Genomic DNA, 15,705 nt, shown 5'->3' on the forward strand with positions numbered 1-15,705 from the left:
TTCTTTGAAACTTCTGCCGCAAAGATAAGAAAGGGAGGAGGTTTGGGGAAAGTGGTGAGAATTGAAGATCTTAGTTTGAGGCTGTTTTAGGAAAAGGAGGCGGGAAACGGAAAGTTGAAAAGGGTACGTTTATAAATTTACACTATTGAAAACCACACGTTACGCTGGTGATAATCATAGTGGAAGTTTATAAACTCCCGTCTCCCATAATACATAAAAGTCCTTCTTCCCGAGAGACTTCCGTTTTCGGCCTGTTTTTCCAAAAACAGGCCGAAAACGCTAATCCATCATATCTGCGGGCCTGGGCGCAGCCGGAGCCACGTCTGGGTTCCAGCTCATGGGGTAGTTCTGGTCCAGGAACTCCAGGGCCTCTACGGTCAGGTACAGCGGCTTGAACGTGTCAATCATCACGGCCAGCTCGTGGGTTTCTTTCTTGCCGATGCTGGCCTCTACGGTGCCGGGGTGCGGACCGTGCGGCAGGCCACTGGGGTGAATGGTGAACGACCCAATGTCAATGCCTTTCCTGCTCATGAAGTTGCCCGCCACGTAGTACAGAATCTCATCTGAGTCTACATTGGAGTGGTTGTACGGCGCCGGAATGGCCTGCGGGTGGTAATCAAACAGCCTGGGCACGAACGAGCACACCACAAAGCCCTGCGTCTCAAAGGTCTGGTGCACGGGCGGTGGCTGGTGAATGCGGCCGGTAATGGGCTCAAAGTCATGAATAGAGAAGGCGTACGGGTAAAAATAGCCGTCCCAACCTACCACGTCCAGCGGGGAGAAATCATAATAATACTGGTGCAGGAAACCCTCTTTCTTGATCTGCACCAGATACTCGCCGGGGGCGTTATCTACCAGAATCTCATGCGGCGGCCTGATGTCCCGCTCACAGTACGGGCTGTGCTCCAGCAGCTGCCCAAAGTGGTTTCTGTAGCGGCGCACCGTCTCTACGGGGCTGAAACTTTCGGTGATGAGCAGGCGCACGGGGCCATCATTCCACTTCCACTGGTGAATAATGGTGCGCGGGATCACCACGTAATCTCCGGCCTCTACCTCCAGGCGGCCCATCTGCGACAGCAGCTCACCTGAGCCTTCATGAATGAACACAATCTCATCTGCCAGGGCGTTCTTGTAGAAATAGTCCATTTCGCGCTGGCGCGGAAGACAGATGGAGATGGTGCAGTCTTTGTTCATCAAAACCGTCTTGCGCGCACTCAGGTAATCCTGGCCGGTACTCTCGCCTTTGAAAGGCCGCAGGTGGTAGGGCGCCAAGGGCACATCTGACTTTACCGGCCCGTACGGCACGGGCTCACCAATGCGGGTGATACGGGTGGGCGGGTGGTTGTGGTACAGCAAAGAGGAGACGCCTGAAAAGCCCAGCGTGCCCACCAGCTGCTCATGGTACAGGGTGCCGTCTGGTTTCCTGAACTGCGTGTGCCGCTTCTTGGGAATGTTGCCTAGTCTATGATAGTATGCCATTTTTTCAATGCGTAAATGCGTGATGGAGTGAATGAGTGAATAAGGATAATGTGCTGTTTCTTTTAAAGCCGTTTCTGGCCTGTTTTTCAGAAATTAACCCGAAAACAGAAGCCTTTGCTTATGCTTTGCAGAAGATTTTTCTCTTTTAGACTAAAATACGCCAAATCTCTTAAGGTGGAAAATTCCTCATGTAAGAAATAGGTCACGGCGATTCAGTAATACCATACCTAGAGACCAGGCAGTGCCTTATCTCTTACGCATTGCGGGTAAATGTTCTTTCCGCCTTCCCCCCCACCGTTGTTGCGTGTTCTCACCAACCACCTAAACTGCCTTTGCTCCCGCTGCTTTATTTAATAAACCTCTGGCTGAATTACTTTCTATTCCTGTTTGTCACGTTGATCCTTGATGCTCAACATAACAAAAGAATCAAGAAGGGAAGAACTCGCTGCCGCTCAGACTGTGAGGCTTCATTAAACTTCGCCTCTGGCTGATGCTATCTGTTCCATCGCTATAGTAGCCATTACGGGCTTGAACCGTTCCTGCTTGCTCCCGCTAAGCGCCTGCGTGCCTGGCGCCACTGCGTTGCCCGCTCCCGCAGGATAGGCTAAGTAGATTCTGCGTTTCCGGCCTGTTTTCATGAAAGTAGCCCGGAAACGCACAGCGGATGGAAGAGCTTTACTTGTGAGCCAATTCCTTCTTTATCATTCTTTGCAATGGCGCGGAAGTTACTTCCGTGACTTATAACTCAAGCAGATAATTCCCTCCTCTGAGAGGTCGGGGTGGGTTTTACGCATTGCCAATCTTCTCACAGTTCCCAACGAGTTTGGATACAGCATAAGTGGGCACGAGCTGCAAACTCGCGCCAGCGATCACATAAACCATCAACAATAAACCAGCAGCCATTTCAAAAGACCTCGTAGCGTGCGCAGCACCTGCGAGCGTCTTTGCCAAAAACTTCAACCATTATCACTTCATCTGTCTCGCCCCCTCATCCTAACCTTCTCCCCTGGTGGAGAAGGAACACCTTTTTCGCGTTTTTGGCCTATTTTCCCAAAAACAGGCCAAAAACAGCGTTCGGCGCGGCCGAAGGATAGAAACAAAAAAGCGTGGCAGGTTTGTCTCCTGCCACGCTTTTTACGGTTATTTTCCCAGGCTCAACTGCCGGGCCTGCCCAAACAGCCCAAGGGCCCGCTGGAAATCAGGGTCATTCTCGTTCAGCACCGGATAAAAACCTTCGGCCTGGTACCGGTTACGGGCAATGAAGGCTTTCAGGTTGTTCCTGATGGTTTTCTCTGAGCGCTTCAGGTCTGCCTCCTTCACCTTGATCCCTGACCGTTTCGCCTCTGAAAGCAGGCCCTGGAACATGGCATCTGTGATTTTGAAGTTGGCTTTAAACTCTGCCAGAGACATGTTGTCCAGCTGTTTCTTATGGTCACGGGAGTAGTTCATGGCATACTCGCGCAAGAGGTTGCTGCGGTACAGCTCAGTTAACAACTCAGTGTTGTCCAGGGTGTCCTGGGGTACAAACACGTCTGGCATGATGCCGCCGCCACCGTACACGGTACGCCCTTTGGCGGTCTTGTACTTCAGGTTCTCGTCAAACTTGATGCTGTCCTGGCTAAAGAACTCACCGTGTTTGTAGCGGTTCAGAATGTCATTCTCATACTGGTTAGACGAGTCTGGGTCATACGGTTTCTGGATGGAACGCCCGCTGGGGGTGTAGTACCGTGAAATGGTCAACCTAAGCTCAGACCCGTCACTCAGCGAGATGGGCACCTGCACCAGCCCTTTGCCAAACGAGCGGCGGCCCACAATCAAGGCCCGGTCATGGTCTTGCAGGGCTCCCGCCAGAATCTCAGAGGCAGACGCGCTGCCTTCGTTGATGAGCACGATCAGCTCACCACTCTCAAAGTCGCCTTTCTGGCGGGCGTAATAATCTGCGTCATACTTGGTGCCTTTGCCGTCTGTGTACACCAGTTTCTTGTTGCCCGCCAGGAACTCATCTGCCATGCGGGTGGCGTGGTCCAGATACCCGCCCGGGTTGTCGCGCAAATCCAGGATCAGGCGCTGCAGCCCTTGCTTGCGCAGGGCGGAAAGCTTGTTTTTAAACTCGTCATAGGTGCCGTTAGAGAAGCGGCTCACTTTGATGTAACCGGTGTGGTCATCTACCATGTAGCCCGCGTCTACAGACACAGACGGTATTTTCTTACGGGTCACTGAGAACTGGAGCGGCTTGCTCTCGTTCCGGCGAAGCACGGTTAAGTTCACTTTTGAGTTTCTTGGCCCGCGCAGCTTTTTGAACACCATTTCATTGGTCAGCTTCACACCCGCCATGTTCTCTCCGTTCACCTTGATGATCTTGTCACCGGCCTGTATGCCCACCTGCTCAGACGGCCCGTCATGTATAGGCGCAATCACGTAAAGCGTATCCCTGAAGATATTGAACTCCACGCCAATGCCGTCAAAGTCGCTCTCCAGGTAAGACTTGGCCAGTGCCAGGTCTTTGGCCGGAATGTAAGACGAGTGCGGGTCCAGCTTCTCCAGCATTTTGTTGATGGCGTACTCAGAAAGCTCCTCAGTGTTCACGGTGTCTACATACTCACGGTCAATGTAGCTCAAAATCTCCCTGAACTTAAGGTAGCCGCGAGCCGTGCCCTGCGGATTATTACTGCTGGGTTGGAACAACGTAGCGCCCAGCAACACGCCCAGCGCCACTGCCAACCCTAAAAAGAAAGGCAGCCGCACCTGGTTGGGTGAATTCTTTATTTTTTGATTCTCTGTCTGTCCTGCCATTTTATATCTTTCGTGCTATTTTATTCAACACCTCTTCCAGTGCAATTACCATTTCAAACAGGCAAACATCTGCAAAGGCTTCCCTATCTATAATACAAATCTACCCGCAGAAAAGTTGCTTTCTCCCTAAGACTCTCCATTGAGTTTTTTGGCCATCTTTTTCAGCTCGCGGGCATAGATTTGGCGGTAGCTCCCGTTGCGGGTGGTGGTGTCTGCCGCCGAGGTAATGGGCCGCGCCAGGGCCCGCTCTGCTGTTACCCGCGCCGCGGCTGCCAGCCTGTCTTCTGGCCAGTGGCCCTGCAGCGCCCGCAGGCACTTGTACACCAGTTCTGAGTCTTCTGTCTTAGCCTCCAGCAGATGCTCTGTATACAGACCAATGGCATTCAGCATTCTAACGTTGTTCTGGTCCTGGTAATAATGGGGGAACAGCTCATGCCGCAGCATCTCATTGGCCGCCTGCTGCTGCAGTATGGGGTAATAGTCTTTGCCTTTGCTCTGCAGCAGCAACCCGTTCAGGTCAGCGTGCTTGTCAGCCCAGTTGGGGTTTCCCTCATACTGCTCAGCAATGCGCTGCACCTCAGTAAAAGGATTGGTTTTGGCCTCTTTGGGGGCGGCCAGATCTTTGTACGGGGAGTTTTCAGGAAACGTAAGCTCAAACTCCGGCTCTTTGGGCCTGGCTGGTTCAGCGGGAGCTGTGGCCGTTTGCGCCGTATCAGCCTGGGCCACCTGGCCAGGGGTTTCTTTGGTGGCCATATCCCGTAGTATTTTCTCACAGGAACTCAGCCCCAGCAGGCTGCAGAACAAGATGGAGTATGTGGTGCTTTTACCTAATTTCAATTTCATGTATCCCTTCAGAAATAATCAAAGGAAGCCGCCTTTGGGGCTTCTGCTTAAACAAGACTACTAGTTAACTATCTATCTGGAAACGGCCAAACTTTGGGAATGATTCGCCAGCAGGGGGTTCACCCCTCCCACCCGGGCCAACTCCCGGGCGTACACCTGCCGGTAATACCCTGGGGCAGTAGTGGTATCTGGGGCCGAAGCTTTATTTCTCTCTGCCACCCGCTCCAGCGTGAGGCCGGCCACCCTGGCTTTCTTCTCTTTGGGCCAGTGGTTCTGCAATACCCTCAGGCACATATACAGCAGTTTGGTGTCTTCAGACCTGGCTTCTATCAGCAGTTCAGTATAAAAGGCAATGCCCTCCAACATATTCTCATCAGTGGGGTCCTGGTAGTAGTGGAAGAACAGCTCACGCCGCAGCATTTCATTCGCCACCTGCTGCTGCAACACAAACAGGTAGTCTTTGCCCGCGTGCTGCGCCAAAAGTGCATCCAGTGCCCGCTCCTTGTCTGCCCAGTTATAGTTTCCGGCAAAGCCGATGGAAATATTACGGACCTCCAGAAACGGGTTGTACCTGAGGCCGGCGGGTGTCTGTAGGCGTTGATAAGGGGAGCCCTCCGGGAAGGTAATCTCCCACTCAGGCGCTACCGGCTGCTCTATCACCTGCCCGGCAATTTTCAGGTTCTCTGGTACCAGACTCTTTTCTGAGGCGTCTGTCTCTTGCCAGCGCCACTGCACCACCAGCGTAGCCAGGCCCAGCGTGATCATACACGTATCAAAGTCAAAGATCTCTTTCAGTCGCATAGGCCTTTTGTTTAGGTATACCAGAGACACTACCAAATACTTGCTTTCTTACAAGATGCGTTTTTCGCCTGATTTTCACAAACCAGCGCCAAAACAGTTTTTACCCGTGCCCCCGTTCATCATGTTCACCCACTTCAAAAGAGGGCTTTTCTGCCTCCAGCTGCTGTTTCTGCTGCGGCGTGAGCGGGGCCAGGTTGCGCAGATCAGGCTGGCCGGCGTCTACCCAGGCGGTGTACCAGTAACTGGCCACCAGGTGGGTGGCGTACCGCATCTGCCGCTCCACCTGCCCGTGCAGCCCCCGGTGGTAGGCTTGGCTGAACTCCCGGGAGTACACGTTCACGGTGCTGGTGCCGCGCTCCTCCAGGCTGTATTTCTTGTCCTCCGGGAAGGTTTGGGTGAGTTGTCTTTCCACGGTAAAGACAGAATCCAGCGCGGCATGCGACCGGGCCACAATCTCCCAGGCGGTGCGGCTGGGGCTTTCCAGATACTGGGGCTGACCTAGAAAGAAATCATATTCCTGGCTCCAAAGTTCCGGCAGGCGGCTTTCCCAGAGCCCGTGAATGCCGCGTTGCCCCGTGAACTGCCCGTTGTAGTTGCGGGTGGTATGCAAGGGAACGCAGGCATCGGCTACATAGTGCCCCAGTTCGGCAGAAAGCCGAAGAATTCTTTGCACCTCATGTTTCTTGAACGCCTCGGTGAGTTGGTACTGCACCAGCCCGATGTGCCACGGTACAATGCCGTGCCGCTGTAACGAGTCTAAGGTAAATTGCTTGACGGCGTCTTCCCACCGGCGGGGCAGTTTATAGAGGGCGCTGTCACCGTACACGTCCAGGTCAATGAAGTGGCGCGGGCCTTCTTCGGGTACGGCGTAACGGCGTTTGTCTGGGGCCACGGCCTGTTCAGTGATGTAGGGCAGGTGCTGCTTGTAAAAGCCAATCATCTCCGGCGGGAGCGTGAACACCGCCTGCCGGTTTATACGCTGGTGCGCGTAGAACCCCCACGCCAACACCTTGGTCTGGGCTAAGAGGAGGAATAACCAAGGGAGGAGGAGGAGAATTCTTCGCATATACCTGTATACGAAATTCTTATAAGCGAAAGTTCTTCCGTTTTCGGCCTGTTTTCCGGAAAACAGGCCGAAAACGGAAATCGCCTTGGCCGGTACCAGCCAAGGCGATTCTTTTATCTATTTCTATCGTTACGGCCTGACCAGTTCTTTCGCTTTTGTGCGTGTTCTTTCGGCTGGAGCCGGTTGACCATTCTTTTTGCTTTTCTTCCGGCGGCCCCACCAAATCAGGAAACCGGTCACAGGCAGGCTGGCGGCAAAGAGGCTGGCGAAGAAGGCGATGGTTTTCCCGGCCAGGCCGCCAATGGCCCCCACGTGAATGTCATAGTTCATGCGCATGATTTTGTCAGCCACGCTGGCGCCTTTGAACCGACCGTACTGGTGCGTCACAGACAGCTCCTGAAGGCTGTGCTGGTCATAATACTGGTAATCTGTCTTCCAGTAGGTGCTGGGGTCTGGGTTGTAAGCGGTTTCAATGGAAGAGGCGGGCGTTTCTGGGAAGTGCATTTCCAGCTGGCCGGTGGCTAAATCTACGGTCTGTATTTTCTGGAGCCAGAGTTTATCCACCGCCGGCATGTTGGCCGTTTTCACTCCGGCCGGCACCTGGGAAAGCGGTTCGTAGAATTCCACCAGCTGCTTTCCGCCGGAGGCGGCCCAATAGACCGAGCCGGCAAACCACTTGAACCCCATCACCAATCCCGTTAAGGCTAAAAAGATGGCTACCCAAGACACATAGAAGCCCACCACGTTGTGCGCATCATAGTTCACGCGCCGCCATTTGGCATTCCATTTAATGGTGAAGCGCTGTTTGCGGGCCGCTTTATTCTTGGGCCACCACAGCACAATACCAGAAATAAGCATGAACACGAAAATGAGGGTAGCACTGGCCAAAATAGGTTGCCCCACATTGGGCGGAAGCCACAGGTAATAATGCCCGTTGATGATGAACCGGAAGAAATCCTGGCTCATGTCTTTGTTTTTGAGCACCTGCCCCGTGTACGGGTCTAGATACACAATATAATAGTACTCCGGGTCAAAGCTGAAGTACACCGCCTGGCTGGCCTTGCCGTGGGCGTAGCTAAGGCTGTGTATGTGCTTGCCGGGCAAAGCCTGGTCAGCGAATTGGCGCAGTTGGGTGGGCGGCAGGTATGCCTGCGGGCGCGGTTCTACGTAGCGGTAGCCCTGGGTGGCATCCTCAATTTCGCGCTGGTAGGCCAAGATGCAGCCGGTAAGGCCCAGAAAAAGCACCAATAGCCCGGATATGAATCCGAGCCAGAGGTGAAGTTTTCCTATGAGTTTCTTGAATGTCATAGGCTAAAAGCGGTATCCAACGGTGAAACGATAGTTTCTGGGCGCTTCAGACTGCCAGTAGTAGCTGCGTGCGGGTGCGCCTAAATCCATGGGGCCTCCGGAGTATAGATATTTGTCCAGCAGGTTGTTCACGTTCAAGCCCACGCTGAATTTGTCGCTCTGCCAGGAAAGCGCCCCGTCTAGCCTGAAATAATCTGGCAGAGAGCTTTCTGTGCCGTCAAACACAAACCACGAAGAACGGTCCACCTGCCATTGGTAGCCCAGGGAGAGCCCCAATCCTTTCAGCAAGTTCTCCGGCATACGGTACGCCAGCCACGCGTTCTGTATGTGCTTGGTAGCACCGGGCACAGCATCGCCCACGTTTTCGGCCACGGCGTCTTTGGTGATTTCTGAATTGGTGTAAGCATAATTCACGGTGAGGTTGAGGTTGGGCAGCAGTTCGCCGCGCACGTCCAGTTCCACGCCCTGCGTACGGGTTTGCCCCAGCGCCGCGTAATAGGTGACGCCCTGCGCAGTGGTACCGGCGGCCTGCGCCTGGTTGTTCTTGGTGATGCGGTACGCCGAAAGGGTGGTATTCCAACGGCCATTGTTCCAGTCGCGCTTGAACCCTACCTCCAGGTTATTGCCGGTAATGGGCCCTACGTTCTTGTTGTCAATGGTATTGGCGCTCTGCGGAACAAAGGCCTGGTCATACAACGCGTACACTGAGGTTTGGTCCGTGATAGAGCCGCTCAAGCCAATGCGGGGCGAGAATTTATCGGCCTTGGCCACCGTGCCGTAGCTTGATTCCTCTACGCTGGTGTAACGGCCCGCCAGGGTAAGGCGCACGCGGTTTTCAAAAAAGCCCAGCTCGTCTTGCACGTAGATACCGGTAAAGGTCTGGTCCAGAATATTAGACCCGGCCCGCTGCCGAAGGCTTTTGCTGCGGTTAAATGTAGGCAGTTCTACCGTGGCCGGAACGAGGTCTGTGTAAATGTTGTACACGCCGCCCAGCATAAAGCTCTGCCCCCAATCGGCCAGGTATTCTTTGGTGCCCAGGTCCAGACCGCCCAGCAGGCGGTGGGTGATGAAACCGGTGGTGACTTCGCCGTTCACGAAGAACTGCCCGAACTTGCCCACGTTGGCGGCGTCCCAGATGCTGACACCGCGCTGCAGATTGCCCGCTGCGTCTAATGCTGGGGTTTTGATGGTCCAATCCGGGTTGTACACCGAGGCCGGCCACAGGGAGCTTCCCTCCTGCTGCGAATTGAAGTACGCCAGCTGCCCGGTAATTTTCCAGTTAGGGTTGAGTTGGTGCTCCAGTATCGCGAAGGTGCTGTGGTCATGTACCACGGTAGGGTCCAGGCTGGCGTTGGTGGTGCTGTAATCTACCGGCAAATCTGCGTAGCGGTTAGGCGAGAACACGTAATTGGCCCCCAGCACAGACATCTGTGCATACTGGTAGGTGTATTCCAGAGTCAGCGACGTGCGGTCGTCTAGCTGGTACTTGAGCACAGGAGCGATGGTGTAGCGGTTGTTGTACTCATGCGGCCGGTGCGAGCCTTTGTTCTGCGCCATGAGGTTGAGGCGGTAGAGCAGTTTTCCGTCTTGGGTCAGCTTGCCGTCCAGGTCAGTGGTGGCGCGGTAAGTGTCATAGCTGCCCACGGTGAAAGAGGCAGCGCCTTTGGTAATGCCCGTCGGTTTCTTGGTGACCACGTTGTAGAACCCGCTGGGCTCGCCGTTCGACATCATGAAACCGGCCGGGCCTTTCACAAACTCAATGCGCTCCACCATTGACATGTCTTCGGCCAGCGGCCCCCAGGTAGACTGCACGTTCATGCCGTTCCGGAACGGGGCAATGCGGGCACCGCGCATGTTCAGGCGGGCGTAATTGTCCCAGTGCTCCAGTTTGGTGACGCCGCTCACGTTTCTTGAAACACCCTCCAGCATGTCAAACACCTGCTGGTCCTGCACCAACTCGCTGGTGATCACTTGTATGTTCTGCGGCGTTTCAATCAAGGGCGTAGTTGAGCGCAGCGTGCTGGACGGGGCTTCTACTTTATAGGTGTTCCGGTTGGCGGCCACCAATACTTCCTGCAGTTGGGCGGCGTCTTCCTGCAACACAAAGTCAAGGTTGTTGAGGTCTTGGCTCCCTACTTCAATGCTCATTTCCTGGCTTTTCAGCCCGATGGCGTTCACCACCAAAACATAACTCCCGGGTTTCACCCGAACCAATTGGAAATTGCCGCTGGCGTTGGTAGACGTGCCCACACTGGTGCCTTTCAAACCCACCGACACCAATTCGGCGGGTTGGCCGTCTGAGGTGGTCACCCGCCCTTTCAGCGTCACTCCCCGTTGCGCCACCCCAGGCAGGCTGAAAAGGAACAATAAAAGTAAAGTATGTAACGTATGCTTCATATTTATTTAGATTAATTAAAAATAACGAAGCAAAGAAAGGAGCTGAACTTTTATCAGGCAAGCGTTTATTTAGAATTATTTTAAATAATCAGAAGTCTCACCTTAAGCCCCACAGCAACACAAACCTCAAATATTTGAAAATCAGCATACTTCAAGACAAGATTCAATTTAAGCCTGAACCTGCAAGTGGAGGAGTTTCTGTTTCCGGGCTGTTTTGACCAAAACAGCCCGGAAACAGAAAAAGCGTTTTCGCGAATAGAATGAGGTTCTCCTAAGCTTCTTTCAACTGATTTTTATAAGCAGAGGACAACTAGCAGATTTTTCCGTTTCCGGCCTGTTTTCCGGAAAACAGGTCGGAAACGGAACTCCGCAAGTTTCGGGTTTTGGGTGGCGGGGTGGCGTTCTACCTTTGCAGGACTTAACTTGAAGTGCCATGACAGAGCAAGCGCAACGCAACTACCACAGAATAGCCGAGGCCATTGGGCATATCAGGCAGAATTTCAGGCAGCAACCCAGTCTGGAGGAGCTCGCGGAGAAGGTGCACATGAGCCCATTTCATTTCCAGCGCATGTTCACTGAGTGGGCGGGCGTGAGCCCCAAGAAATTTCTGCAGTACGTAAGCCTGGCCCACGCCAAGCAGGTGTTGAAAGCCAAAGAAGCCACGCTGTTTGACGCCGTAACCGAGACCGGACTTTCCGGCACCAGCCGGCTCCATGACCTGTTTGTGAAAATAGAGGGCATGACACCCGGTGAGTTCAAAAACGGCGGCGAGCACCTGCGCATCAACTACAGCTTCGCGCAAAGCCCGTTTGGGCAAATTCTGGTGGCCTCCACGCCCAAAGGGGTTTGCTACATGGCGTTCGCCGAAGAAGAACCAGTTGCCTTTGCGGCCTTACAGCAGCAGTTCCCCAGAGCCCAGTTTTCGGCCGCGGCCGATGTTTTGCAGCAGAACGCCCTGCAGATTTTCACGCATGACTGGCGCCAGCTGCCCCAGGTAAAGCTGCACCTCAAAGGCACCGAGTTCCAGTTGAAAGTATGGGAGGCGCTCCTGAAAATCCCTATGGGTAACCTGTGCACCTACGGCAGCATCGCTCAGCAAATCAACCATGCCAAAGCCTCTAGGGCGGTGGGCACGGCCATTGGCAGCAACCCGGTGGCGTTTCTCATTCCCTGCCACCGCGTGATCCAGTCCAGCGGCGTGTTTGGCGGCTATATGTGGGGACCAGACCGCAAAACAGCCATTATTGGCTGGGAAGCGGCGCAAGCAGATGGGTTAGCGTTGTAAATACGTGCCGTGTTCTTTTCATCGCCAGTCTATTGAGGACTTTATCTTTATGACTATCCAGAACAGCACGGCAGAAGATCTTCCCCAGATTCTGTGAGAATTTCTTTTCTATGGTGCATAAGTGACTTCTACACCTTAAAAACGCTATGATCAGCAGGTGTAAACACCCCAACTCCCTTCAAGGGGAGAATCCCTGTGAACAGCAGAGGCCTATTTCATGTTAACGCAAGGTCACAAGTCGTTTTGAGCCTGTTTTGGCCAAAACAGGCTCAAAACGCAAAAACCTCACAGGTCTTGGAGACCTGTGAGGTTTCAACTTCTTCACAATCGCAGGCAACCTTACCTTCTGCCAGTAACCCCGGCGAACTTCATGCGGTAATCAGCGTCTACGTCGCCTTTGGAAATTTTGGTGAGTTTGCCTTTAATCAAGCGCTTCTTCAGGGCAGACAGGTGATCGGTGAAGAGAATGCCTTCAATGTGGTCATACTCGTGCTGAATGACGCGGGCGGTGAGGTCGTCGTATTCCTCAATGTACTCTTTGCCGTCCAGGTCATAGTACTTGATTTTGATGCGCTCCTGACGCCACACTTCCTCGCGCACGCCGGGTATGCTCAGGCAACCTTCGTCAAAGCCCCACTCCTCTCCGGACTCTTCCAGAATAACAGGGTTGATGAACGCTTTCTTCACGCCTTTTTCTTCCTCGCCCTCTTCCATGAACGGCTTGGAGTCAATCACGAACAGCCGGATGCTCTTGCCAATCTGGGGGGCGGCCAGCCCCACGCCGTGGGCGTGGTACATGGTCTCAAACATGTCTTCAATGAGCTTGCCCAGCTCCGGATAATCCTGCGGAATGTCTGTGGCTTTGGTGCGCAGCACCGCATCGCCGTAGGCAACAATAGGGTAAATCATAGGTATTGTCTGCTCTCTAAATAACTCTGTAAAATAATGGTGGCGCTAATCTTGTCCACGGTTTCTTTGTTGGCGCGGGCTTTCTTGCCCAGCCCCACGTCTATCATAGTCTGGAACGCCATTCTGGAGGTGAAGCGTTCATCATGGGTCACGACTTTTTTGCCGGGGAACTGTTTCTGCAGCTTCCGCACGAACCCCACCACGTGCTGGGTGTTGTTGGTGTCGTTCCCGTCCAGGTGCTTGGGCATGCCCACCACAAATTCGTCCACCTCCTCTTTCTGGGTGTAGCTCTGCAGAAACGCCAGCACGTCTTGCGCGTGCACGGTGTCCAGGGCGCTGGCAATGAGCTGCAGCGGGTCGGTCACGGCCAGCCCCACCCGTTTCACACCGTAATCAATGGCCATAATTCTACCCATGCGTTTCTGTTTTTGACCTGTTTTACGGAAAATAGCCCGAAAACAGCAAGCTAAATAAGTCGACAACTTTCCGTCACCGGGAAAAGGTCTTGGTAGCGAACGGCAGCAACAGAAATGTACGGCCTTTCTAGTTTGCCCACAAGTTCCTTTCAGGATGACAAAAGATATTGTACCTCTATTGCCCTTACTTCCAGCTAATCTGCTCCGGAAGCGGCACAAAGTTAGCGCATTATTCGGGAAACCGCTCTTTTTAGAGGCTACGGCGTTTCACTGCCGAAGACTTTTTTGTACCTTCCCATGAAATTTGATGCTCACTTACGCTGCTGTATGAACGTTTGCCCGTCTTTCCGCCGGTTTCCTTTCCTTGTTTTCCTGCTCTGGATTTGTTCTTTCCACGTTTCGGCCCAGGCCGATCTGCAGAAACTGGACGCCTATTACCAGAAAGCGCTCAAAGACTGGAATGTTCCCGGCATGGCCATTGCCATTGTGAAGAACGACTCGGTGATTTTCGCCAAAGGCTACGGCGTGCTGGATGCGCAGAAAGGCGGCGCGGTTGACGCGAACACCGTCTTCGGGATTGCCTCCAACTCCAAGGCGTACACCGCCGCCGCGCTGGGCATTCTGGTAGACGAAGGCAAACTCAATTGGGATGACCCGGTGACCAAATATCTGCCGTACCTGCAGCTCTACAGCCCGTACGTGACCCAGCAGCTCAACATCAAAGACCTCTTGAGCCACCGCGCCGGTTTCCAGACCTACTCCGGTGATTTGCTCTGGTACAACACCACCTACACCCGCAAAGAGATTCTGCAGCGTGCCAAGTACCTGGAGCCTACTTACAGTTTCAGGAGCGGCTACGGCTATTCCAACCTCATGTTCATCGCCGCCGGCGAAGTCATTGAGGCCGTGTCTGGCAAAACCTGGGAGCAGTTTATTCAAGAACGCTTCTTCGGGCCACTGGGCATGACCCGTTCGTACACCAGCGTAAACCAATTAAAAGGCATAACCAACGTAGCCACCCCGCACGCCAACCCCGCCCAGGAAGGCGGCAAACCTGTGCCCACCGTGCTCACCGCCTGGGACAATTGGAACCCCGCCGCCGGTATTTTCACCAGCGCCCTCCAGCACGCGCAATGGGTACGCCTGCAACTGAACCGCGGCACGTACAACGGCAAACGCATCTTCTCTGAAGCTGCCAGCCACCAGATGTGGACCATGCACAACCCCTTCCCTATTCCGCCCCAGGCCGAAGAAATCAACCCCACCACCCATTTCTCCGGGGCCGGGCTGGGCTGGATGCTCAATGACTACGAAGGCCGTAAAATCATTGCCCACGGCGGCGGCCACGAAGGCATGAACAGTCGCACCGTGCTGGTGCCCGAAGAAAAATTAGGTATTGTGATTCTTACCAACAGCATGAGCAGCATCATGGCGCCTATTGCCACCTACACCGTTGACCAATTCCTGGGCATCAAAAACGGCCGCGACTGGAGCCAGTTCAACCTGGACATGGCCGCCAAGTTCAAGAAGCAACAGGAAGCCGCCGCCGCTAAAAAGCCGAAGGAGAAAGCCGCCAAAGCGAAGCTACTCCGCGACCTGAATGACTACGTGGGCACCTACCGCAGCCCCTTGTACGGCGACGCCGTGATTCGCCTGCAGAACGGTAAACTGGTGCTGGATTTGGTGCCGGCCCCAGCACTAGGCGGTGAATTGTCCCTCTGGAAAGGCGATATCTTTGATTTGGACTGGAAAAATGACTTCGCGCTGTTGACGCCTACGCGGGTGCGGTTTCTGCCGGGGAAAGACGGTGCTGTGGCCGAGATGCGGCTAGATGCCAACAACCCAGACTTCCATTTTTCTGAGCTGGAGTTTAAGCGGGTAAAGTAGAACCTCCGCTGCGTTTTCGGCCTATTTTTTGAAAAACAGGCCGAAAACGCAGTTACACCACTTTCGCATCCTATAATTTTATTGGAATTATCCCAAAGTCAGGAACCAGACCGGAGGGGTAAGGGTTCTTCTGAAACTTAGGCGCAATTTCAAACCAATTGATTCATAAACAGACTACTAGCGCCTGTCAGGTTGTTTTTCAGGGAACAAACTACCAGTTGTTTATTTTCTCAGGATTATTCATTAGTATTATACTACCAATCACCCAACACTAACATTCCTTTAAACAAACTACTTATGTCAAAGAAGAGTACACTGGCGGTACTGCTGGCGGCGGCGCTGCTGACGCAGGCCCAGGCGCAGACGGCCAAGAAGGCGGCCACGCCCGTGAAGAAGACCACCGCCGCCGCCAAGTCCCAGCAGGGCCCCCGGCTGGTGGAGAAGGTCACCAGGAAGGGCGGCGAGCTGGTGATCCCCTACGAGAAGTACGTGCTGCCCAACGGCCTGACGGTGATCGTGCA

12 protein-coding genes are annotated in these 15,705 nt (G+C 53.9%); 3 read left to right on the plus strand and 9 right to left on the minus strand.

Features of this window, described 5'->3' with window-relative positions; genetic code table 11:
* Positions 1–279 precede the first annotated feature (279 nt).
* The 7 genes from FHS90_RS21565 to FHS90_RS21595 form a co-directional block, all read right to left on the minus strand.
* Positions 280–1,479, minus strand: a complete 1,200-nt coding sequence (locus FHS90_RS21565; protein WP_182514527.1) for a homogentisate 1,2-dioxygenase — start codon at positions 1,477–1,479, stop codon at positions 280–282.
* A gap of 1,140 nt (positions 1,480–2,619) precedes the next feature.
* Positions 2,620–4,272, minus strand: coding sequence for a S41 family peptidase (locus FHS90_RS21570; RefSeq protein ID WP_066829568.1), 1,653 nt, complete (start codon positions 4,270–4,272; stop codon positions 2,620–2,622).
* 126 nt (positions 4,273–4,398) lie between these two features.
* Positions 4,399–5,115: a hypothetical protein gene (locus tag FHS90_RS21575; RefSeq protein ID WP_182514528.1), complete on the minus strand. Its 717-nt coding sequence runs from the start codon at positions 5,113–5,115 to the stop codon at positions 4,399–4,401.
* A gap of 72 nt (positions 5,116–5,187) precedes the next feature.
* Positions 5,188–5,916, minus strand: a complete 729-nt coding sequence (locus FHS90_RS21580) for a hypothetical protein (RefSeq protein WP_182514529.1) — start codon at positions 5,914–5,916, stop codon at positions 5,188–5,190.
* Positions 5,917–6,016: 100 nt separating this feature from the next.
* Positions 6,017–6,982, minus strand: coding sequence for a zinc dependent phospholipase C family protein (locus FHS90_RS21585; protein WP_066829351.1), 966 nt, complete (start codon positions 6,980–6,982; stop codon positions 6,017–6,019).
* Between the two features lie 129 nt (positions 6,983–7,111).
* Positions 7,112–8,290: a PepSY-associated TM helix domain-containing protein gene (locus FHS90_RS21590; RefSeq protein WP_182514530.1), complete on the minus strand. Its 1,179-nt coding sequence runs from the start codon at positions 8,288–8,290 to the stop codon at positions 7,112–7,114.
* Between the two features lie 3 nt (positions 8,291–8,293).
* The gene (locus FHS90_RS21595; protein ID WP_182514531.1) at positions 8,294–10,687 is read right to left on the minus strand and encodes a TonB-dependent receptor; all 2,394 of its coding nucleotides are present in this window, start codon (positions 10,685–10,687) and stop codon (positions 8,294–8,296) included.
* A 433-nt stretch (positions 10,688–11,120) separates the two neighbouring features.
* On the opposite strand from FHS90_RS21595, the gene FHS90_RS21600 reads away from it, so the two are divergent.
* The gene (locus FHS90_RS21600; RefSeq protein ID WP_182514532.1) at positions 11,121–11,972 is read left to right on the plus strand and encodes a methylated-DNA--[protein]-cysteine S-methyltransferase; all 852 of its coding nucleotides are present in this window, start codon (positions 11,121–11,123) and stop codon (positions 11,970–11,972) included.
* A 339-nt stretch (positions 11,973–12,311) separates the two neighbouring features.
* Here the strand turns inward: FHS90_RS21600 and def are convergent, their stop codons facing one another.
* On the minus strand, positions 12,312–12,881 hold the full coding sequence (gene def, locus FHS90_RS21605; protein ID WP_182514533.1) for a peptide deformylase: 570 nt from the start codon (positions 12,879–12,881) through the stop codon (positions 12,312–12,314).
* Complete coding sequence (ruvX, locus tag FHS90_RS21610) at positions 12,878–13,297, minus strand: Holliday junction resolvase RuvX (protein ID WP_066829370.1); 420 nt, start codon at positions 13,295–13,297, stop codon at positions 12,878–12,880. Before ruvX ends, def begins: the two co-directional genes overlap by 4 nt.
* 327 nt (positions 13,298–13,624) lie before the next feature.
* On the opposite strand from ruvX, the gene FHS90_RS21615 reads away from it, so the two are divergent.
* Entirely contained in the window at positions 13,625–15,184 is a 1,560-nt protein-coding gene (locus FHS90_RS21615; protein ID WP_182514534.1) for a serine hydrolase, read from the plus strand.
* A 297-nt stretch (positions 15,185–15,481) separates the two neighbouring features.
* Positions 15,482–15,705, plus strand: a 224-nt coding sequence (locus FHS90_RS21620; protein WP_182513509.1) for a hypothetical protein, incomplete at its 3' end; no start/stop codon positions are given.

Source organism: Rufibacter ruber, from assembly GCF_014138425.1.
Lineage (GTDB): Bacteria > Bacteroidota > Bacteroidia > Cytophagales > Hymenobacteraceae > Nibribacter > Nibribacter ruber_C.

Bases quoted from the DNA above. Each gene is read 5' to 3' on its own strand.
- FHS90_RS21565 (WP_182514527.1), bottom strand. From the start codon at position 1,479: ATGGCATACTATCATAGACTAGGCAACATTCCCAAGAAGCGGCACACG.
- FHS90_RS21570 (WP_066829568.1), bottom strand. From the start codon at position 4,272: ATGGCAGGACAGACAGAGAATCAAAAAATAAAGAATTCACCCAACCAG.
- FHS90_RS21575 (WP_182514528.1), bottom strand. From the start codon at position 5,115: ATGAAATTGAAATTAGGTAAAAGCACCACATACTCCATCTTGTTCTGC.
- FHS90_RS21580 (WP_182514529.1), bottom strand. From the start codon at position 5,916: ATGCGACTGAAAGAGATCTTTGACTTTGATACGTGTATGATCACGCTG.
- FHS90_RS21585 (WP_066829351.1), bottom strand. From the start codon at position 6,982: ATGCGAAGAATTCTCCTCCTCCTCCCTTGGTTATTCCTCCTCTTAGCC.
- FHS90_RS21590 (WP_182514530.1), bottom strand. From the start codon at position 8,290: ATGACATTCAAGAAACTCATAGGAAAACTTCACCTCTGGCTCGGATTC.
- FHS90_RS21595 (WP_182514531.1), bottom strand. From the start codon at position 10,687: ATGAAGCATACGTTACATACTTTACTTTTATTGTTCCTTTTCAGCCTG.
- FHS90_RS21600 (WP_182514532.1), top strand. From the start codon at position 11,121: ATGACAGAGCAAGCGCAACGCAACTACCACAGAATAGCCGAGGCCATT.
- def (WP_182514533.1), bottom strand. From the start codon at position 12,881: ATGATTTACCCTATTGTTGCCTACGGCGATGCGGTGCTGCGCACCAAA.
- ruvX (WP_066829370.1), bottom strand. From the start codon at position 13,297: ATGGGTAGAATTATGGCCATTGATTACGGTGTGAAACGGGTGGGGCTG.
- FHS90_RS21615 (WP_182514534.1), top strand. From the start codon at position 13,625: ATGAACGTTTGCCCGTCTTTCCGCCGGTTTCCTTTCCTTGTTTTCCTG.